General features: G+C 71.6%; 17 protein-coding genes. 11 read left to right on the top strand and 6 right to left on the bottom strand.

The annotated features are described in order from the left end of the window. Window position 1: 1 nt before the first annotated feature. Both ASF44_RS01720 and ASF44_RS01715 read right to left on the bottom strand, forming a co-directional pair. Window positions 2–1,243, bottom strand: a complete 1,242-nt coding sequence (locus tag ASF44_RS01720; protein WP_056897436.1) for a nitrate/nitrite transporter — start codon at window positions 1,241–1,243, stop codon at window positions 2–4. 51 nt (window positions 1,244–1,294) lie between these two features. Further along, the gene (locus tag ASF44_RS01715; RefSeq protein ID WP_056897435.1) at window positions 1,295–1,732 is read right to left on the bottom strand and encodes a VOC family protein; all 438 of its coding nucleotides are present in this window, start codon (window positions 1,730–1,732) and stop codon (window positions 1,295–1,297) included. Between the two features lie 92 nt (window positions 1,733–1,824). Here ASF44_RS01715 and ASF44_RS01710 point away from each other — a divergent pair, with 92 nt between their 5' ends. After that, a complete protein-coding gene (locus ASF44_RS01710; protein ID WP_056897434.1) occupies window positions 1,825–2,448 on the top strand; it encodes a phosphatase PAP2 family protein in 624 nt (207 codons plus the stop codon). 8 nt (window positions 2,449–2,456) lie between these two features. Here ASF44_RS01710 and ASF44_RS01705 read toward each other — a convergent pair whose 3' ends face one another. After that, a complete protein-coding gene (locus ASF44_RS01705) occupies window positions 2,457–2,930 on the bottom strand; it encodes a peptidylprolyl isomerase (protein WP_056897433.1) in 474 nt (157 codons plus the stop codon). Between the two features lie 126 nt (window positions 2,931–3,056). On the opposite strand from ASF44_RS01705, the gene ASF44_RS01700 reads away from it, so the two are divergent. The 3 genes from ASF44_RS01700 (at window position 3,057) to ASF44_RS01690 (ending at window position 6,676) form a co-directional block, all read left to right on the top strand. Then, on the top strand, window positions 3,057–4,865 hold the full coding sequence (locus ASF44_RS01700) for a S8 family peptidase (protein WP_082524457.1): 1,809 nt from the start codon (window positions 3,057–3,059) through the stop codon (window positions 4,863–4,865). A 90-nt stretch (window positions 4,866–4,955) separates the two neighbouring features. Continuing rightward, the gene (locus ASF44_RS01695; protein WP_156374320.1) at window positions 4,956–5,768 is read left to right on the top strand and encodes a gamma-glutamyl-gamma-aminobutyrate hydrolase family protein; all 813 of its coding nucleotides are present in this window, start codon (window positions 4,956–4,958) and stop codon (window positions 5,766–5,768) included. Between the two features lie 35 nt (window positions 5,769–5,803). Further along, complete coding sequence (locus tag ASF44_RS01690) at window positions 5,804–6,676, top strand: MaoC family dehydratase N-terminal domain-containing protein (protein WP_056897431.1); 873 nt, start codon at window positions 5,804–5,806, stop codon at window positions 6,674–6,676. Window positions 6,677–6,962: 286 nt separating this feature from the next. Here the strand turns inward: ASF44_RS01690 and ASF44_RS01685 are convergent, their stop codons facing one another. After that, window positions 6,963–7,868 carry a LysR family transcriptional regulator gene (locus tag ASF44_RS01685; protein ID WP_056897430.1) on the bottom strand — a complete coding sequence of 302 codons (906 nt, stop codon included), beginning with the start codon at window positions 7,866–7,868 and terminating at the stop codon, window positions 6,963–6,965. Between the two features lie 119 nt (window positions 7,869–7,987). Between ASF44_RS01685 and ASF44_RS01680 the strand changes: the two genes are divergently transcribed. The 6 genes from ASF44_RS01680 (at window position 7,988) to ASF44_RS01655 (ending at window position 15,131) form a co-directional block, all read left to right on the top strand. Continuing rightward, window positions 7,988–8,968 (top strand): tripartite tricarboxylate transporter substrate binding protein, encoded by a 981-nt coding sequence (locus ASF44_RS01680; RefSeq protein ID WP_056897429.1) that lies wholly within the window; start codon window positions 7,988–7,990, stop codon window positions 8,966–8,968. Window positions 8,969–8,970: 2 nt separating this feature from the next. Next, on the top strand, window positions 8,971–11,082 hold the full coding sequence (locus ASF44_RS01675) for an acetate--CoA ligase family protein (protein ID WP_056897428.1): 2,112 nt from the start codon (window positions 8,971–8,973) through the stop codon (window positions 11,080–11,082). A gap of 2 nt (window positions 11,083–11,084) precedes the next feature. Then, window positions 11,085–11,834: an SDR family NAD(P)-dependent oxidoreductase gene (locus ASF44_RS01670; RefSeq protein WP_056897427.1), complete on the top strand. Its 750-nt coding sequence runs from the start codon at window positions 11,085–11,087 to the stop codon at window positions 11,832–11,834. A gap of 7 nt (window positions 11,835–11,841) precedes the next feature. Continuing rightward, window positions 11,842–12,630: an enoyl-CoA hydratase/isomerase family protein gene (locus ASF44_RS01665; RefSeq protein ID WP_235579098.1), complete on the top strand. Its 789-nt coding sequence runs from the start codon at window positions 11,842–11,844 to the stop codon at window positions 12,628–12,630. Between the two features lie 4 nt (window positions 12,631–12,634). After that, complete coding sequence (locus tag ASF44_RS01660; protein ID WP_056897425.1) at window positions 12,635–13,831, top strand: acetyl-CoA C-acetyltransferase; 1,197 nt, start codon at window positions 12,635–12,637, stop codon at window positions 13,829–13,831. Between the two features lie 67 nt (window positions 13,832–13,898). Continuing rightward, window positions 13,899–15,131: a CoA transferase gene (locus tag ASF44_RS01655; protein WP_056897424.1), complete on the top strand. Its 1,233-nt coding sequence runs from the start codon at window positions 13,899–13,901 to the stop codon at window positions 15,129–15,131. Here ASF44_RS01655 and ASF44_RS01650 read toward each other — a convergent pair. Further along, complete coding sequence (locus ASF44_RS01650; protein ID WP_056897423.1) at window positions 15,109–15,639, bottom strand: DUF3016 domain-containing protein; 531 nt, start codon at window positions 15,637–15,639, stop codon at window positions 15,109–15,111. The two genes, ASF44_RS01655 and ASF44_RS01650, sit on opposite strands and share 23 nt — an antisense overlap. Before the next feature lie 11 nt (window positions 15,640–15,650). Next, a complete protein-coding gene (locus ASF44_RS01645) occupies window positions 15,651–16,808 on the bottom strand; it encodes a serine hydrolase (protein WP_235579097.1) in 1,158 nt (385 codons plus the stop codon). Between the two features lie 221 nt (window positions 16,809–17,029). On the opposite strand from ASF44_RS01645, the gene ASF44_RS01640 reads away from it, so the two are divergent. Next, complete coding sequence (locus tag ASF44_RS01640) at window positions 17,030–19,225, top strand: malate synthase G (RefSeq protein WP_056897422.1); 2,196 nt, start codon at window positions 17,030–17,032, stop codon at window positions 19,223–19,225. The last annotated feature ends 2 nt before the right edge of the window (window positions 19,226–19,227 follow it).

Raw genomic sequence — 19,227 nt, 5'->3', positions numbered from 1 at the left:
CTCACGCGGCCCCGGCCGGCTGTGGCAGCCTGCGGTAAGCCACCGCGCCGAGCAGCAGCGCCAGTGCGATCGCCAGCAGCACGGCCGTGAAGCTTTCCAGCCCCCAGTCGGGCGCACGCGATGCGACCCAGCCCGTGCCCCACTGCATCAGCGCCACGCCCAGGAACATGGCCATGGTGAACACCGACAGCGCGCGGCCGATCATGGCCGGCGGGTAGGCGGCGCGCACGTCGGCGTACTGCAGCACCATGTAGCCCGACAGGCAGGCCACGGCCACGGCCAGCACCACGTCGGCCGCCAGGCCGCGCAGCAGCGCCATCAACGTGAACAGTGCCGCCATCAGCAGCGTGCAGCGGCCGATGCGCCGGCGCCGCGCGGCCACGTCGCCCGGGTCGAAGCGGCCGAACAGCGGCGGGCTGACCAGCGAGACCACCGACACCAGCAGCGCCACGTGGCCGCTGAAAAGCAGCGACAGGCCATGGCGCTCGACCAGCATCGGCCCCAGCCACAGGCCGCGCAGCGTGAGGAACGATGCGTAGTTGACGGCCGACATGCAGACGATGCCCCAGGTGTGCGGCATCAGCAGCAGCGCGCCGAAGCCGCGCAGCGCCTGGGCCGGCGACTCGCGCGGTGCGCCCGCCTCCCCATTTGCCGCGGCGGCAGGCGCCTGGTGCGGCACCTTCCACCACACCAGCAGCCAGGCCACGACCGAACCGGCCGCCAGCAGCCACATGCCGATGCGCCAGCCGCGCGCCTCGATCAGCCAGGCCAGCGGCGTGCCGGTGAACAGCATGCCCACGCCGCCCAGCATCAACACCAGGCCCGACAGCATGGCGAAGCGCTCGGCCGGGAAGTTCTGCGCGATGAACAAGGTGCAGGCCAGGAAGGCCGGCGCGCAGCCCACGCCGATCAGCACCTGGCCGGCGATCAGCTGCCCCTGGCCGCCGGCCGTCGCCGAGACCGCCGCGCCCACGATGGCCAGCGGGAACGCCGTCAACACCGTGCGGCGCAGGCCGTGCAGGTCCATGCCGATGCCGACGAACAGCTGCAGCGCGCCGAAGGCGAAGTGGAAGCTGGCCGCGAACAGGCCGAGTTGCTGCGGCGCGAGCTGGAACTCGGCCTGCAGCGGCGGCGCGAGGATGGCCGCCAGCGTGCGGAAGGCCTGGCTCATGCCGAACGCCGCCGTCAGCGCCAGCAGCATGGGCCAGGCGGCGCGCGGTGAAAGCGGGAGGCTCGTGGACATGGACGGGCGAGCCTACCCGAGCGGGTGGGCGCCCGCTGTCGCTTGCGACGCTCAGGCCGGCGCCGCAGCCTCGGCCACCACCAGCCAATGCACGCCGAAGCGGTCGGCCACCATGCCGAAGGCCGGGCTGAAGAAGGTCTTGGCGAGCGGCATCTGCACCTGGCCGCCATCGGCCAGCGCGGCAAAGCGCTCGGCGGCCTCGGCTTCGTCACGCACCCGCAGCGAGAGCGAGATGCCGGCGAAGTTCGGCTTGCCGCTGGCCATGCCGTCGGTGGCCATCAGCGTGGAGTCGCCGATGCGCAGCTCCGAATGCATGATCTTCTCGCCGTCCGGCGGCGGGCCGTCGCAGCCCTCGGGCGCGGGCTGGTCCGTGGGCGGCGCGTCCTTGAAGCGCATCACCATGCCGAGGCTGGCGCCGAGCCTGTCGCGGTAGAAGTCCAGCGCCTCCTGGCAGCGGCCTTCGAACGAAAGATAGGGATGGATCTGCACGGTCGGTCTCCTGGGTCGGTGGGGCAAAGGGCGTACGGATTTTGGGGCTGTGCCTGCGCCGCAGGGGTAACGAGCCGCATCACAATCGCGCCGTGCCCCTGCATTTCTGGACCACCGTCACCCACCTGGGCAACTCGGCGCTGCTGCTGCCCGCGGGTCTGGTGCTCGCCCTCTGGCTGCTGAAGACGCGGCACGGGCCGCTGGCGCTGGCCTGGGCGCTGTCGTTCGGCACAGCCGTGCTGCTGGTGCTGGCCAGCAAGCTCGCATTCATGGGCTGGGGCATCGGCAGCGCCGCGCTGGACTTCACGGGCATCAGCGGCCATGCCACGGTCTCGACCGCGGTGTTCACGATGGGCGCGTGGCTGCTGGCCGCAGGCCACCCCTGGCGCAGGCAGGCGCTGGCCATCGCCGCCGGCCTGCTCGTGGGGCTGCTGGTCAGCATTTCGCGCGTGGTGCTGCACGCGCATTCGGTGTCGGAGGTCGTCGCCGGCTTCGGGCTGGGCGCGGCGGCGGCGGTGTTGCCCATCGCCTGGATGGCCGGGCGCACGCTGCGCCTGCGCCAGCGCTGGGTGCCGATGGCCCTGGCCGGCGTGCTGGGGCTGCTGCCGCAGATGGGCCAGCCCGCCGAGACCCACGGGCTGGTGCAGAAGATGGCGCTGATGGCGTCCAGCCGCAGCGAGGTCTACACCCGCCACATGCTGCACGCGGCCGACTGATCCGCTTCTCAGTGGTGGTGGCCGTGGCCGCCGTGCACGTGGCCGTGCTGGATTTCCTCGGCTGTCGCCGCGCGCACGCCGCCCACCTGTAGCGTGAACTTGAGCGCCTTGTCGGCCCAGGGGTGGTTGGCGTCCAGCAGCACCTGGTCGCCCTTGATCTTCATGACGGTGAAGACCTGCTCGCGGCCGTCCTCGGTCATGCCGCGCAGCTGGCCGCCGACCTTCACGCCGGGCGGGAAGTCCTTCTTGGAGATGCTGCGCTCCAGCGCCGCCTCGCGCCGGCCGAAGGCGTCCTCGGGCTGCAGCTCCAGCGTCACGCGAAAGCCGGCCTCCTGGCCTTCCAGCGCTTCCTCGATCTTGGGCAGCGTGTTGCCATAGCCGCCGTGCAGGTAGTCGGTGGTCTCGCGGTTGGCCAGCGGCTTGCCATTGGCTTCTGCCACGCTGTAGTGCAGGGTGACGGCGGTGTCTTTGCTGATCTTCATGTCGGTGCGTGTGTCGGTGCGCGCAGGCGCGCGAGGGCGCCGATTGTCGTCCAAGCCGGCGCGGCGTCACACGGCGTCACCAATGTCCGACGCGCAGCATCACGCAGCCGTGCTACAACGCCGCGCATGCTCAAATTCCTTGCCGCAGCCTTGCTGGCTGTTCCGCTGGCGGCACCCGCCCAGGTGTCCCAGGAGCCCGTTCGCAACCTGCTGGTGCGGCTCAAGCCCCCTGCCGATGCCACGGCGTCCACGTCGTCCACACGCGAAGCGCCGCTGGCGGCGCGTGAGCGGCTGCGCGCGGTCGCCGCCACGGCCGGCGTGGGCTTCGAGGACGAGCGCGCCATCGGCCGGCAGCACCAGCTGCTGCGCCTGCCGGCGGCGCAGTCCGGTGCCGAATTGGAGGCCACGGTGCGCCGCCTGCGCCTGAACCCCGACGTGCTGGACGTCGAACCCGATGTGCGCGTGCGCCGGCTGGCCGTGCCGAACGATCCGTCGTTTTCCACGCAATGGCACCTGCAGGCGCCCACGACCTTCGCCGCGGCCATGAACATGCCGGCCGCCTGGGACGTGACCACCGGCAGCACGCAGGTGGTGGTGGCGGTGCTGGACGTGGGCGTGCGCCTGAACCACCCCGACCTGACCGGCCGCCTGCTGCCCGGCTACGATTTCGTGAGCGAGGTGGAGTTCGCCAACGACGGCGACGGCCGCGACGCCGACCCGAGCGACCCGGGCGACTGGGTCAGCGCGGCCGACAAGCGCTCGTCGCTGTTCTCCACCTGCGACGTCGAGGACAGCTCCTGGCACGGCACCTTCATCGCCGGCCAGATCGCCGCGGCCACCAACAACGGCCTGGGCGTGGCCGGCATCGACTGGCGGGCCAAGGTGCTGCCGGTGCGCATCTCCGGCAAGTGCGGCGCGTTGCTGTCCGACCTGCTGGACGGCATGCGCTGGGCCGCCGGCCTGGCGGTCGCCGGTGCGCCGGCCAACACCACGCCCGCACGCATCCTGAACCTGAGCTTCGGCGGGGATGCCGCGTGCAGCCCGAGCTACCAGGACGTGATCGACGAGATCACCGAGGCCGGCGCGCTGCTGGTGGTGGCCGCGGGCAACGAGTCCGGCACCGTGGCCCGGCCGGCCGACTGCAACGGCGTGCTGGCCGTGGGCGCGGTGCAGGAGGACGGGCGCAAGACCGCCTACTCCAACTACGGTGCGCGCGTCGGCCTGGTGGCGCCCGGCGGCACCCGCACACGCGCCATCTATTCGCTGGACAACAGCGGCACCACCACGCCGGGTGTGGACACCTACGGCCAGAAGCTGGGCACCAGCTTCTCGTCGCCGCAGGCGGCCGGCGTGGCGGCGCTGATGCTGGCCGTGAACCCGGCGCTCACGCCCGCGCAACTGGTGCTGCGCATGCAGGACTCGGCGCGTGCCCATGTGGTGGTGGCCGGCGCACCGCTGTGCAGCACCAACGGGGCGGTGGCCTGCAACTGCGACACCAGCACCTGCGGTGCCGGCCTGCTGGACGCCGCGCAGGCCGTGCTGGCGGCCGGCCCCGCGCAGGCGCCGACCGCCGTGGCCGCGCCGCTGGCCATGACCTCTGCTGGCAGCACCGTGACCCTCAACGGCAATGCCAGCACGCCCAGCGCAGGCGCGCGCATCGTGGCCTGGCAGTGGACCCAGCTGTCCGGGCCGGCCACGGCGTCGATTGCCCGCGCCAGCGATGCCAGCACCGGCGCCACCTTGCCCGCAGGCGGCAGCTACGTCTTTCGGCTGACCGTGACCGACAGCGCCGGCCGGCGCGACGTGGCCGATGTGGCGGTCACGGCGACTTCGCCGTCCGGCGGCGGCGGTGGCGGCGCCAGCGGCTGGTGGTGGGGTGCCGGCCTGTGGGCGCTGGCGCTGCTGGCCTGGCGCCGGCGCGCCGCGGCCGTCTAGCGAATCCGTGCCCCGTGCCGGGGCTTGGGGCGTGGCGGTGACGGCGCACGGGGGCGTGTGCAGAATGGGCTTCTTTTGCGCGCCATGCCCATGAGCACCGTCCACAGCCGCTTGAAGATCGGCCTGTCCGCCTGCTTCTCCCACGCCGATCCGGCGCGCTCGCTGTTCACGGGCAAGACGCTGCAGTACGTGGAGCAGTCCATCGCCCATTGGCTGATGTCCACCGGCGCCATGGTGGTCATGGTGCCCTGCCCGACCGGCAGCACCCAGCGCGGCGACGTGACCTACGAGCACTACGCCCAGTGGCTGGACGGCCTGGTCATGCACGGCGGCGCCGATGTCTGGCCCGGCAGCTACGGCGAGGAGCCGCTGCACGAGAACTGGGCCGGCGACCGCATCCGCGACGAGTACGACAAGGCGCTGGTGGCCGCCTTCGAGGCCGTGGGCAAGCCCATCTTCGGCGTCTGCCGCGGCCTGCAGCTGCTCAACGTGGCCTTCGGCGGCACGCTGTACCAGGACATCAACACCCAGGTGCCGGACGCCTTCGTGCACCGCGACGCCGTCACCTACGACCTGAACTACCACAGCGTCAACATCCTGCAGGGCTCGCGGCTTTCGCGGCTGTACCCGGGCGTGGAGCGCGCGCGCGTCAACAGCATCCACCACCAGGCCATCAAGCGGCTGGCCGACACCTTCGAGGCCGAGGCCTTCAGCGTCAGCGACGGCATCATCGAGGCCATCCGCCGCAAGGACCCCGCCAGCAGCTACGTGGCGGCCGTGCAGTGGCACCCCGAGTTCCACCAGCCCGGCTCGGACACCATCGACGACGCCGCCATGCTCAAGGACTTCCTGGACGCCGTGGCCGCGGCGCGGGCGGCGAACAGCCCCTTCGCCAAAAGCTGATGGCCGCTGGCGCGCAAATCGCGCACCATCGCGGCATGAGCACCACCACGCCTTCGGCCCCGGCCGACCTCGACCACCTGCGCGCCTGGGTCGGCCGCAGCGAATCCCGCCGCGACCTGCTCGCGCTGCAGCCCGTGGCCGCGATGTCCGCCACGCTGGACCGCGAAGACCCGGCGCCCACCTCGGGCGACGCGCTGCCGCCGCTGTGGCATTGGCTGTACTTCCTGCCGCTGGCGCCGGCGCGCGAGATCGGCGAGGACGGCCACCCGCGCCGTGGCGGCTTCCTGCCGCCGGTGCCGCTGCCGCGCCGCATGTGGGCCGGCGGCCGGCTGCAGTTCCACCGCCCGCTGCGGCTTGGCGACAGCGTGGAGCGCCATTCGCGCATCCTGGACGTCAGCACCAAGAGCGGCCGCAGCGGCTCCCTGGTGTTCGTCACGGTCGAGCACAGCTATGGCGACGCCGAGGGCGTGGCGCTGACCGAGCAGCACGACATCGTCTACCGCGACGCGCCCCAGCCCGGCGCGCAGGCGCCCGCACCACAGGCCGCGCCCGGCGATGCGCAGTTCGAACGCGCCATCGTGCCCGACCCGGTGCTGCTGTTCCGCTACTCGGCGCTGACCTTCAACGGCCACCGCATCCACTACGACCGCAGCTACGTGACCGAGGTCGAGGGCTACCCCGGCCTGATCGTGCACGGCCCGCTGATCGCCACGCTGCTGCTGGACCTGGTGCGCCGCGAACGGCCCGGCCAGGCCGTGCGCAGCTTCGCGTTCAAGGCCGTGCGGCCGATCTTCGACATCCACCGCTTCAGCGTCTGCGGGCGCGACGAGGGCGGCGGCAAGCTGGCGCTGTGGGCACGCGACCACGAAGGCGCGCTGGCCATGCAGGCGACGGCCGAAGTGGGCTGACGGGCGGCATCGGCGGGTGCCTGGAACGGGTTGGGAACGTGTTGGCCGGGGCGGGACGCCGATGCAATCGATGGGTCGGCGCCACTTTGGAACCCATGCCCACCTCGCCTGCCTCGTCCATGCCCCTGGGCCCCAGGCCACGCAGCAGACGCCGCGCTGGTCGAGCAGATGGCCGCCGCCAGCAGCCTGCAGCACCAGGCCGACGCACTCGTGCGCCCGGTGTCGGTGTTCCGCCTGGGGCACGACGCGACGGCGCCCAGCCGGCCGCGCCTGACCTGAACGCGGTTCAGCCGGTCGTGTCGTCCGCCGCCAGCTGCGCCGCGCTGGCTGCGAAGTGCACCGTGGCCGGGTTGCCGCTGTCGGGCCGGTGCACCAGCGCGATGCCGATGCCGCTGTCGCGCGGCAGCCCGCGCAGCGGCCGGTAGACCACGCTGGTGGCGTAGTAGTGCGCGTTGGTCGATGGCACCAGCGCCAGGCCCAGGCCGCTCAGCACCAGGCCCAGGACGGTGGAGACCTGCACCGCCTCCTGCACCAGCTGCACCGCCACGCCGGCCTGCTGCAGCAGCCGGCTGGAGGCCGCGTGCAACCCGCCCACGGGCGAGGGCGTGTAGCCGATGAAGTCCTGCCCCGCCAGGTCGCGCAGCGTCAGCTGGGCCTTGTCGGCCAGCGCATGGCCGGGCGGCAGCGCCACGCAGAAACGGTCGCGCTCCATGACCTCGAAATGCAGGCCCGGCAGGTGGCTGGTCGGCACGCGCACGAAGGCCAGGTCCACCTGGCCGGCCTGCACCTGCGTGAGCGACTGCTGGTTGGTCAGCTCGTGCAGGTGCAGCCGCACCTGCGGATAACGCTGGTGGAAGGCACGCACCATGCGCGGCAGCAGGCCGAAGGTGGTCGAGCCCGTGAAGCCGATGCGCAGCTCGCCGGTCTCGCCGCCGGCCACCGCACGCGCCGCCGCGCCCACCTCGGCGGCGGCCGCCAGGCACTTGCGCGCCGCCGCCAGCGCGCCCTCGCCGGCGCTCGTCAGCTGCACGCCGCGCGCACTGCGCTCGAACAGCGCCACGCCCATGTCTTCCTCCAGCTTGCGCATCGCCACCGACAGCGGCGGCTGCGCCATGTGCAGGCGCTCGGCCGCGCGCCGCAGGCTGCGGGTCTCGGCCACGGTCACGAACTGGCGCAGTTGCCGCAGCTCCATGGAGATACCTTTTCTATATCGCTGAGACCATCAAAAGTATTGGACGGAGTATAGGGTGCTGCCTAGGATTCGCAGCCAGTGGCCGGGCCTTTCCGCGCTGCGTGATTCAGGAGACAAGCATGGCAACCATGACCCGCCGCGCCGCCACGGCGCTGGCCTGCGCCGCACTGTTCGGCAGCTTCGCCGGCCACGCCGCCGCCCAGGCCTGGCCCACCCGCACCGTGAAGATCGTCGTGCCGTACGCCCCCGGCGGCACCAACGACATCGTGGCGCGCCTGCTCGCGCAGCGGCTGGGCGACCGGCTCGGCCACCCCTTCATCGTCGAGAACAAGCCCGGCGCCTCGGGCAACCTGGGCGCCGAGCAGGTGGCGCGCGCGCCGGCCGACGGCTACACGCTGCTGCTGGTGACCATGGGCCACAGCATCGCGCCATCGCTCTACAAGGGCATGCGCTACGACATCCGCAGCGACCTGGCGCCCGTGGCCGAACTCACCGCCGGGCCCACGCTGGTGATGGTCAACCCGTCGCTGGGCGTCAGCTCCATCGCCGAACTCGTCGCGCTGGCCAAGGCCAAGCCCGGCGCGCTGAACTTCAGCTCGGCCGGCAACGGCTCGTCCACCCACCTGGCGACCGAGTACCTGAGCGCGCAGACCGGCATCAAGATGACGCACATCCCGTTCGGCGGCAGCGCCCCGGCCATGGCCGACGTGATGGCCGGCAACACCCAAGTGGTGATGGACCTGATGTTCTCGGCCATGCCGCAGGTCAAGGGCGGCAAGCTCAAGGCCATCGCGCAGACCGGCCTCAAGCGCTCGCCCGCCATGCCCGACCTGCCCACGGTGGCCGAGTCCGGCGTGCCGGGCTTCGACGTGGTGGTCTGGAACGGCCTGATGGCCCCGGCCGGCACGCCCAAGGACGTGATCGCCAAGCTCAACCAGGAACTCAAGCGCGAGCTCGACGCGCCCGAACTCAAGGAACGCCTGCTGGCGCAGGGCTTCGAGCCCGCCTGGTCCACGCCCGAGGCCTTCGGCCAGAAGATCGCCGCCGACATCGCGCGCTGGGCCAAGGTGGTCCAGGTGTCCGGCGCCAAGGTGGAGTGAGCATGGACCTGCATTCCGACCTGTCGCGCCTGCTGCGCCCCGCGAGCGTGGCCATCGTCGGCGCCTCCGACGACCCACTGCGCATCGGCGGCCGGCCCATCGCCTACATGCGGGGTCAGGGTTACCAGGGCCGCATCCTGCCGGTCAACCCGAGCCGGCTGACCATCCAGGGCCTGCCCGCGTTCGCCAGTGTGGCGGCGCTGCCCGAGGTGCCCGATGTCGCCATCGTGGCGGTGGCCGCCAAGCTCGTGCCGCAGACCATCGCCGCGCTGGGCGAACGCGGCACGCGTGCGGCCATCGTGTTCTCGGCCGGCTTCGCCGAGGCCAGCGAGGAAGGGCTGGTGCTGCAGCAGCAGATGCTGGCGGCCGCACGCCAGCACGGTGTGCGTATCCTCGGGCCCAACACGCTGGGCGTGGTGAACCCGCGCAGCGGCTTCTACGGCAGCTTCACCTCGGTGGTGGAGATGGGCTTTCCGAAAGCCGGCGGTGTCGGCATCGCGAGCCAGTCGGGCGCCTACGGCAGCCACATCCTGGGCGTGGCGCGGGCCTCGGGCATCGGCATCTCGTCCTGCGTGATGACCGGCAACGAGAGCGACCTGCACCTGGCCGACATGGTGCAGGCCTTCGTGGACGATGGCGACACCGAGGTCATCGCCGTGTACTCCGAAGGCATCCGCGACGGCGGCGCGCTGCTGGCCGCGCTGGAGAACGCACGCCGCGCGCGCAAGCCCGTGGTCATGATGAAGGTGGGCACGAGCGCGGTGGGCAGCGCCGCGGCGCAATCGCACACCGCCTCGGTGGCCGGCAACGACGCCGTGACCGACGCGGTGCTGGCCGAACTCGGCGTGGTGCGCGCGCAGAGCACCGACCACCTGCTCGACGTGGCGCGCACTGCCACGCGGCGCATCTTTCCGGTCGCGGGCACATTGGGTGTGATCACCGTCAGCGGCGGTGCCGGCGTGATCGTCTCCGACGCGGCCGAGGTCCATGGCCTGGCCATGCCCGAGATGCCGGCCGCCGCGCAGCGCCGCCTCAAGGAACTGATCCCGTTCTGCGCGCCGCGCAACCCGGTGGACTGCACGGCGCAGTTCATGAACGACCTGGGCATCGCCGGCCTCTTCGCCGAGGCCGTGGTGGCCGAGGGCGGCTACGGCGCCATCCTGGCCTTCTTCACCTACACGGTGGGGGCGGGCTCCATCGCCGAGGGCCTGCGCGCGCAGCTCAAGGCGGTGCGGGCGCGGCATCCGGACAGACTGTTTGTGCTGTGCATCCTGGCCACGCCCGAGACCGTGCGCCAGTACGAGGACGATGGCTTCGCGGTGTTCGAAGACCCGGCGCGGGCCGTGGCTGCCATCGCGGCGATGGCACGCTTTGGCCAGGCCTTCGCGCGCGGGCCGGCGCTGCCGCCGCCCGATGTGCCGCTGCTGGCCTTGCCGGATGCCACACCCAACGAAGCCCAGGCCAAGCAGCTGCTGGCCGCCGCCGGCATCGCCGTGGCGCCCGAGCGCGCCTGTGTCGACGCCGCCAGCGCCGTGGCAGCGGCCGAGGCGCTGGGCTACCCGGTCGTGCTCAAGATCCTGTCGGCCGACATCCTGCACAAGTCCGAGATCGGCGGCGTGCTGCTGGATGTGGGCGATGCCGCCGCCGTGCGCAGCGGCTTCGACCTGCTGTTGGCCCGTGCCAAGGCCGCCGCGCCCGACGCACGCATCGAAGGCGTGCTGGTGGCCAGGCAACTGTCGGGCGGCGTGGAGTGCATCCTGGGCATCCAGCGCGACCCGGTGTTCGGCCCGGTGGCGGTGTTCGGCCTGGGCGGCATCTTCATCGAGGTGCTGCACGACGTGGTGCTGCGCCGCTGCCCCTTCGGCGAAGACGTGGCCGAGCAGATGGTGCGCTCCATCCAGGGCGCGCCGCTGCTGCTGGGTGCGCGCGGCAAGCCGCCTGTGGATGTCCAGGCGCTGGCCGCCATGCTGGCGCGGCTGTCGCAGTTCGCGCACCAGGCCGGGCCGCGCCTGCAGTCCATCGACCTGAACCCGGTGTTCGCGTTGTCGCAGGGCCAGGGGGCCTACGCGGTGGACGCCGTCATCGAACTGCGGCCGCAAGGCACGAAGGAGTGAACATGGATCTGGGACTCGAGGACAAGGTGGCCATCGTCACCGGCTCGGCACGCGGCCTGGGCGCGGCCACCGCGCGCAAGCTGGCCGAAGAGGGCGCGCGCGTCGTCGTCACCGACATCCTGCGCGAGCAGGCCGAGGCCACCACCGCGGCGCTGAAGGCCGACGGGCTGCAGGCGCACTGCGTCGTCGCCGACATCACCAAGGCCGACCAGGTGCAGGCGCTCGTCGACGAGGCCGCGGCGACCTTCGGCGGCGTGCACATCCTGGTCAACAACGCCGGCTTTCCGCGCGACAGGTACCTCGTCAAGATGACCGAGGACGACTGGGACCTGGTCATGGAGGTCATGCTCAAGGGCGCCTTCCTGGCCAGCCGCGCGGTAATGCCGCGCATGATCGAACAGGGCTGGGGCCGCGTCGTCAACATCAGCTCGCGCGCGCACTTCGGCAACCCCACGCAGGCCAACTACTCGGCGGCCAAGGCCGGGCTGATCGGCATGGCCAAGGCGCTGGCCATCGAGCAGGGCCGCTATGGCATCACCGTCAACTGTGTGGCGCCGGGTTTCATGGAGACCGAGATGGTGCAGGCGCTGCCGACCTACGAGACCATCAAGGAGCGCGCCGTGCAGATGCAGCCCGTCAAGCGCGTGGGCCAGCCGCGCGACATCGCCAACGCGGTGGCCTTCCTGGCGTCGGACGCGGCCAGCTTCATCAGCGGCGAGGTGCTGCACGTGACGGGCGGGCGCTATGGCTGAGAGCCCGGTGCGCTGCGACGTCCGCAGCGATGGCGTGGCCGTGCTGACGCTGGACAACCCGCCGCTGAACGTCGTGTTCCGCGGGCTGACCGAGGCGCTGGGGCGGCACCTGGATGCGCTGGCCGCCGATGCGGCGGTGCGCGCAGTGGTCGTCACGGGCGCCGGCACGCGGGCCTTCTGCGCGGGCTCGGACATCGCCGAGTTCCAGCCGCTCATGCAGCCTGGCCGCATCGGGCCCGAGAAGCTGGAGCTGCAACACCGCGTGTTCGCGCAGCTGGACGATTTTCCCAAGCCCACGGTGGCAGCCGTCAACGGCCTGGCCTTCGGCGGCGGGCTGGAGATCGCGGTCTGCTGCGACCTGCTCGTGGCCGATGCCGCCGCGCGCTTCGCACTGCCCGAGATCAAGCTCGGCGTGTTCCCCGGCAGCGGTGGCCCGGTGCGCGTGGCGCGCCGCGTGGGCGAGGGCCGGGCCAAGGAGCTGATGTTCCTGGGCGAACCCATCGACGCCGTGACCGCGTTGGCCTGGGGCCTCGTCAACCGCGTCACGCCGGCCGGTGAGGCGCTGAACCAGGCGCTGCAGTTGGCCGCCACGCTGGCACAACGCCCGCCGCTGGCCCTGGCCCTGTGCAAGCAGGCCATCGACCTGGCCTTCGACAGCACCGAGGACGCCGCCATCGCCGCGGCGCTGCCGCTGTCCGAGCGCGCCTTCACCTCCACCGAATCCCGCGAAGGCGTGCGCGCCTTCCTGGCCAAAGAAACCCCGCGTTTTCCGAACGCACTGCACGACAAGGATTGATCCCATGCAACGAGCCGCCATCGTTTCCCCGCTGCGCACGCCCATCGGCGCGTTCGGCGGCAGCCTGCGCAGCGTGCCGGTCGAGGAACTGGGCGCCACCGTGGCGCGCGCCATCGTGCAGCGCACGGGCCTGGACCCGGCCCGCATCGACGACGTGGTGTTCGCCCACTCCTACGCCAACGGCGAGGTGCCCTGCACGGGCCGCTGGGTGGCGCTGCAGGCCGGCTTTCCGATCTCGGTGGCCGGCATGCAGCTGGACCGGCGCTGCGGCTCGGGCCTGCAGGCCATCGCCACGGCCGCGATGATGGTGCAGACCGGCGCCGCCGACGTGGTGCTGGCCGGCGGCGTGGAGAGCATGAGCAACGTGGAGTACTACACCACCGACATGCGCTGGGGCAAGCGCGCGGGCACCGTGCGCTTCCACGACCGGCTGGAGCGCGGGCGCGAGCGCTCGCAGCCCGAGGCGCGCTTCGGCCGCATCAGCGGCATGATCGAGACGGCCGAGAACCTGGCGCGCGACTACGGCGTCACGCGCGAAGAATCCGACGCCTTCGCGCTGCGCAGCCACCAGCGCGCTGCCGCGGCCTGGGAAGCCGGCAGGTTCGCCGACGAACTCGTGCCCGTGGCCGTGCCGCAGAAGAAGGGAGAGGCGCTGCAGGTGGCCATGGACGAAGGCATCCGCGGGGACCTGACCATCGAGCAGCTGGCCAGGCTCAAGCCCCTGATGAAGGACGGCGTGGTCACCGCCGGCAACGCCTGCCAGCAGAACGACGCCGCCGCCGGCTGCCTGATCGTGGCCGAAAGCCAGGTCGAGAAGCTGGGCCTCACGCCCATCGGCTGGCTGCACAGCTGGACGGCCGCGGGCTGCGAGCCTTCGCACATGGGCATCGGCCCGGTGCCGGCGGTCGAGAAGCTGTTCGCGCGCAACGGCCTGTGCTGGGACGACATCGGCCTGGTCGAGCTCAACGAGGCCTTCGCCTGCCAGGCGCTGGCCGTCACCAAAGGCTGGGGCTGGAACGACCCGGAGCGGCTGAACGTGAACGGCTCGGGCATCTCGCTGGGCCACCCGGTGGGCGCGACGGGCGTGCGCATCATGGCCTCGCTGCTGCACGAGATGCAGCGCCGCGGCGTGCGCTACGGGCTGGAGACCATGTGCATCGGCGGCGGCCAGGGCATGGCGGCGGTGTTCGAACGCGCATGACAGGTGGATCGGCGCGCCGGTCCCAGAATCGGGGCCGTACCTCCCCCTTCTTCGATCCGAGACCAGCATGACCTACCCTTTCCTGAACCGCCTGCGCGTGGTCGAAAGCTCCGCCTTCATCGCCGCGCCGCTGGCCGGCCTGACGCTCGCGCAGTTCGGCGCCGACGTGATCCGCGTGGACATCCCCGGCGGCGGTATCGACTACGCGCGGCTGCCGCGCATGCCGCATCCCGAAGGCCGCGGCCGCAGCATCTACTGGGCCGGCTTGAACAAGGGCAAGCGCTCGGTCGCCATCGACATCCGCAAGCCCGAGGGCCGCGAACTCGTGCAGGCGCTGGCCACCGCGCCGGGCGCCGACGCGGGCGTGCTGCTGACCAACATCGGCACGCCCTGGCTCGCGCACGCCGTGCTGGCCGCGCGCCGCGCCGACGTGATCAGCTGCACCATCCAGGGCAATGCCGACGGCAGCACGGCGGTGGACTACACCGTCAACTGCGCCACGGGCTACCCGTATTCCACGGGCGGCGGTTCGGCCGAGCGGCCCGTCAACCACGTGATGCCGGCCTGGGACGTGGCCTGTGCCTACCAGGCCGCCTTCGCCATCGTGGCGGCCGTGAACCGGCGCCAGCGCGAAGGCGTGGGCGCAGAGCTCAAGATGGCGCTGTCGGACGTGGCGTTCACCACGCTGTCCAACCTGGGCGTGCTGGCCGAGGCCGAGCTGCTGCAGACCGAGCGGCCCTCCATCGGCAACCACATCTACGGCGCCTTCGGCCGCGACTTCGCGACGGCGGACGGCGAGCGCATCATGGTCGCGGCGATCTCGGCCGGGCAGTGGCGATCCCTGGTCAAGGCCTGCGGCATCGCCGAGGCCGTGGCCGCCACGCAGCAGCGCCTGGGCCTGGACTTCGACGACGAGGCCCAGCGTTACGAGGGCCGCGATGCGATCGCCGAACTGGTGGAGCCCTGGTTCGCCGCGCGCGGCACCCCGGAGGTCGAGCGTGAGTTGCAGGCCCACAAGGTCTGCTGGGGCCGCTACAAGACCGTGGGCGAGCTGCTGGCCAGCGACCAGCGTGTGAGCACCGAGAACCCCGTCTTCGAACGCGCCACCACGCCCGGCATGGGCGAGCACCTGGTGGCCGGCAGCGCCGTGCGTGCGCCGGCCATGGACCGGGCGCCCACGCGGCCCGCGCCCTACATCGGCAGCGACACCGACGCCGTGCTGGCCGAGGTGCTGGGCCTGGACTCCGGCGCCATCGGCCGGCTGCACGACGCAGCCGTCATTGCAGGGCCGAGCGACTGAATTCCTTGCGCACCCAGTCGTCCAGCAACTGCTTCTCGTGGTTCAGCGGGTCGCTGGGGTACATGGCGGGGCGCATCAGGAAGCCCGCATCGCGCAGCTCGCGCCGGCCCTCCTTCAGCACGCGGCCATCGGCCGCCAACTGCTTGAATTCCAGCGTGATGCGCGGCGGGTAGATGTCGCGCACCACGCGCAGGTTGTCGGCCTGCGGGCCGCGCCAGGGCTCGAAGCCGCCGGCGCGCTTGACGTCGGTGATGCGCACGTCGAGCTTCTCGTCCGCGGGCAGCACGGCCGCGGCCCGCTCGGCCAGGTGGCGTGCGAGCGCGCTGAGCCAGGCCTCGCGCGCGGCCGGCGTGTCGCGGTGGTTGTCGCGCGCCTCGGCGAACTGGGCCGGATCGCTCCAGCTGACGCTGACGGCGCCGGGTGGCGCGCCCGTGGGGCGGGGCGTCGCGCAGGCGGTGAGCAGGGCGGCGGCGATGAGCAGCGCCCAGCGCGATGGCAGTGGGGTCATGGCGGGTCCTTTCATTCGATGGCCGCGTAGACCAGGTGCCGGAACAGGTTGCGGAAGAAGATGCGCTGGTTGGGCGTCTGCGCCAGCAGCACCGCGAACACATCCTCGGCCGGGTCGACGAAGAAGAAGGTGCCGCCGATGCCGCTCCAGAAGTACATGCCTGGCGAGCCGGGCTGGGCCACTAGGCCGGCGGCCGTGCGCACGGCCACGCCCAGGCCGAAGCCATGGCCCGGCGCGAGCAGTTCGCCGGCCACGGGGATGGTGCCCAGGTGGTCGGCCGCCATCCACTCCATGGTCTTGCGCGAGACCAGGCGCTGGCCTCCGCTGCCCTCCACGCGGCCCTGGTTGCGCAACAGCTGCACGAAGCGCAGGTAGTCGGCGGCCGTGGACAGCAGGCCGCCGCCGCCGGATTCGAACGCGGGCGCGCTGCGTGCGTCCAGCATCGCCACGGGCTGGCCGGTCTCGGGGCATCGTGCGAACGGCTCGGCGATGCGGTGCTGCTGCGCGGGCGGCACGCTGAACGCGGTGTCCACCATGCCCAGCGGCCCCAGGATCAGGCGCTGCAGCAGCGCGCCCAGCGGCTCGCCGGTCACCACCTCCAGCAGCGCGCCCAGCACATCGGTGGCGCGGCTGTACTGCCAGCAGCTGCCGGGCTGGGCGCTGTAGGGCAGGCGCGCCAGCGCGTCGCAGAAGCTGGCGTTGGTGCGGTCGCGGTTGGCCAGGTCGGCCGCCTGGTACTGGCGCTGCACGGCGCTGTTGCCCAGGAACTCGTAGGTGAAGCCCGCCGTGTGGCGCAGCAGGTCGTGCACCGTGGGCGGGCGCTGCGCGCGCTCGAGCACCAGCGCGCCGCCGCGCTCCATGCCCACGGGCGTCTCGGCGAAGACGGGCAGCCAGCGCGTGACCGGGTCGGTCAGCGACAGCCGGCCCTCTTCGGCCAGCATCAGCGCGGCCAGCGAGACGATGGGCTTGGTCATCGAGTAGATGCGGAAGATCGCATCGTCCGGCATGGCCTGGCTGCCCGCCGGGTCGAGCCGGCCCAGCGCCGCCCGGTGCGCCACCTGGCCGCCCGCGCCTACCAGCACCACGGCACCCGGCAGCAGGCCGGCGTCGACGTGCTGCTGGAGCACCTGGTTCATGCGGTTCAGCGCATGCGCATTCAGAAGGGCCATGGCGGGTTTCCTGCGGTCGAAACGGGGTATTGCGCCGCGCAGAGACTGTTCTGCGGTGGATTTTCCGTCGATTACCGTCATTCAGGTCACAGATGACCCGCTGCTGCGGTGCGCAATCGAAGGGCCAGTGTCCTCTAAAGTCAGGGGGCGCCGCAGCCTGCGGCCCGATTTCTGCATCCCCAGACGATCCCCACCTGCTTTTGGACTCCGAAAGGCCCGCCATGACCGCACGCACCACCTACCACCGCCTCCAGGTCGCGACCAACCTGGCCCGCTTCATCGAAGACAAGGTGCTGCCCGGCACCGGCATCGCGGCGGACGCGTTCTGGAAGGGCTTCGACGCCATCGTCGGCGACCTGGCGCCCAAGAACATCGCGCTGCTGGCCGAGCGCGACCGCCTGCAGACCGAGCTGGACACCTGGCACCAGGCCCACCCGGGCCCCATTGCCGACATGCCGGGCTACCGCGCATTTCTGGAGAAGATCGGCTACCTGGTGCCGGTGCCCGCTGGCGCCCAGGCCACCACGGCCAATGTCGATGCCGAGCTGGCCACCCAGGCCGGCCCGCAGCTGGTGGTGCCGATCCTGAACGCGCGCTACGCGCTGAACGCGGCCAACGCGCGCTGGGGCTCGCTGTACGACGCGCTGTACGGCACCGATGCGATCTCCGAGGACGACGGCGCCGAGAAGGCCGGCGGCTACAACCCCATCCGCGGCGCCAAGGTCATCGCGTTCGCGCGCAAGTTCCTCGACGAAGCTGCGCCGCTGGCCAGCGGTTCGCACAGGGATGCGACCGGTTACCGCGTGGACGGCGGCAAGCTGGTGGTGCAGACCGGTGCCGGCCAGACCGGCCTGGAGGACGCGGCGCAGTTCATCGGCTACCAGGGCGACGCCGCGGCGCCGACCTCGGTGCTGCTGCAGCACAACGGCATCCACATCGACATCCGCATCGACCGCAGCACGGCCATCGGCAAGACCGACGCGGCCGGCGTCAGCGATGTGGTGCTGGAGTCCGCGTTGTCCACCATCCTCGACCTGGAAGACTCGGTCGCCGTGGTCGATGCCGACGACAAGGTGGTCGCGTACAGCAACTGGCTCGGCATCCTGCAGGGCACGCTGACCGAGGAGGTCGCCAAGGGCGGCAAGACCTTCACGCGCGGCCTGAACCCGGACCGCCAGTACACCGGCGCCAATGGCAAGCCGGTCACGCTGCACGGCCGCTCGCTGATGTTCGTGCGCAATGTCGGCCACCTGATGACCAACCCGGCCGTGCTCTACACGGCGGCCGACGGCTCCACCAAGGAGATTCCGGAAGGCATCCTGGATGCCGTGGTCACCACCACCATCGCGCTGCACGACCTCAAGCCCCGCGCCGGACAGACCGTGCGCAACTCGCGCACCGGCTCGGTCTACATCGTCAAGCCCAAGATGCACGGCCCGGCCGAGGTGGCCTTCGCCAGCGAACTGTTCGGCCGCGTCGAACAGCTGCTGGGCCTGGCCGACAGCACCGTCAAGCTCGGCATCATGGACGAGGAGCGCCGCACCAGCGTGAACCTGGCGGCCTGCATCGCCGCGGCGGCCAGCCGCGTGGCCTTCATCAACACCGGCTTCCTGGACCGCACGGGCGACGAGATGCACACCGCCATGCTGGCCGGCCCGATGCTGCGCAAGGGCGCGATGAAGACCACGCCCTGGATCACGGCCTACGAGAAGAACAACGTGCTGGTCGGCCTGGCTGCCGGCCTGCGCGGCAAGGCCCAGATCGGCAAGGGCATGTGGGCCATGCCCGACCTGATGGCCGACATGCTGGTGCAGAAGATCGGCCACCCCAAGGCCGGCGCCAACACCGCCTGGGTGCCCAGCCCCACGGCCGCGACGCTGCACGCGCTGCACTACCACCAGGTCAGCGTGGCAGACGTGCAGAAGGAACTCGAGAAGACCGACGTGGCGGGCGAGCGCGACGCCATCCTGAACGGCCTGCTGACGGTGCCCGTGGCGACGGACACCGGCTGGTCTGCCGCCGACAAGCAGCAGGAACTCGACAACAACGCCCAGGGCATCCTGGGCTACGTGGTGCGCTGGGTCGACCAGGGCGTGGGCTGCTCCAAGGTGCCCGACATCCACAACGTGGGCCTCATGGAAGACCGCGCCACGCTGCGCATCAGCAGCCAGCACATGGCCAACTGGCTGCACCACGGCGTGGTGACCGAAGCCCAGGTGCGCGAGACCTTCACGCGCATGGCCGCCGTGGTCGACAAGCAGAACGCCGGCGACCCGCTCTACAAGAGCCTGGTGGCCAACCCCGAGGGCGCTGCGTTCCAGGCGGCGCTGGATCTGGTGTTCAAGGGCAAGGAGCAGCCGAGCGGCTACACCGAGCCGCTGCTGCATGCGTGGCGGTTGAAGGTGAAGGCGAGCTGAGC

The organism is Pseudorhodoferax sp. Leaf274 (genome assembly GCF_001422445.1).
In the GTDB taxonomy this organism is placed as follows: Bacteria; Pseudomonadota; Gammaproteobacteria; order Burkholderiales; family Burkholderiaceae_C; genus Pseudorhodoferax.
The sequence above is the reverse complement of the archived record's forward strand: the minus strand, read 5'-3'. Positions and strand labels throughout refer to the sequence as shown.

What these genes read in the sequence shown, in the direction of transcription:
- ASF44_RS01720 (WP_056897436.1), bottom strand. Translation starts at nt 1,243, where the DNA reads ATGTCCACGAGCCTCCCGCTTTCACCGCGCGCCGCCTGGCCCATGCTG.
- ASF44_RS01705 (WP_056897433.1), bottom strand. Translation starts at nt 2,930, where the DNA reads ATGAAGATCAGCAAAGACACCGCCGTCACCCTGCACTACAGCGTGGCA.
- ASF44_RS01700 (WP_082524457.1), top strand. Translation starts at nt 3,057, where the DNA reads ATGCTCAAATTCCTTGCCGCAGCCTTGCTGGCTGTTCCGCTGGCGGCA.
- ASF44_RS01695 (WP_156374320.1), top strand. Translation starts at nt 4,956, where the DNA reads ATGAGCACCGTCCACAGCCGCTTGAAGATCGGCCTGTCCGCCTGCTTC.
- ASF44_RS01690 (WP_056897431.1), top strand. Translation starts at nt 5,804, where the DNA reads ATGAGCACCACCACGCCTTCGGCCCCGGCCGACCTCGACCACCTGCGC.
- ASF44_RS01685 (WP_056897430.1), bottom strand. Translation starts at nt 7,868, where the DNA reads ATGGAGCTGCGGCAACTGCGCCAGTTCGTGACCGTGGCCGAGACCCGC.
- ASF44_RS01680 (WP_056897429.1), top strand. Translation starts at nt 7,988, where the DNA reads ATGGCAACCATGACCCGCCGCGCCGCCACGGCGCTGGCCTGCGCCGCA.
- ASF44_RS01675 (WP_056897428.1), top strand. Translation starts at nt 8,971, where the DNA reads ATGGACCTGCATTCCGACCTGTCGCGCCTGCTGCGCCCCGCGAGCGTG.
- ASF44_RS01670 (WP_056897427.1), top strand. Translation starts at nt 11,085, where the DNA reads ATGGATCTGGGACTCGAGGACAAGGTGGCCATCGTCACCGGCTCGGCA.
- ASF44_RS01660 (WP_056897425.1), top strand. Translation starts at nt 12,635, where the DNA reads ATGCAACGAGCCGCCATCGTTTCCCCGCTGCGCACGCCCATCGGCGCG.
- ASF44_RS01655 (WP_056897424.1), top strand. Translation starts at nt 13,899, where the DNA reads ATGACCTACCCTTTCCTGAACCGCCTGCGCGTGGTCGAAAGCTCCGCC.
- ASF44_RS01650 (WP_056897423.1), bottom strand. Translation starts at nt 15,639, where the DNA reads ATGACCCCACTGCCATCGCGCTGGGCGCTGCTCATCGCCGCCGCCCTG.
- ASF44_RS01645 (WP_235579097.1), bottom strand. Translation starts at nt 16,808, where the DNA reads ATGGCCCTTCTGAATGCGCATGCGCTGAACCGCATGAACCAGGTGCTC.
- ASF44_RS01640 (WP_056897422.1), top strand. Translation starts at nt 17,030, where the DNA reads ATGACCGCACGCACCACCTACCACCGCCTCCAGGTCGCGACCAACCTG.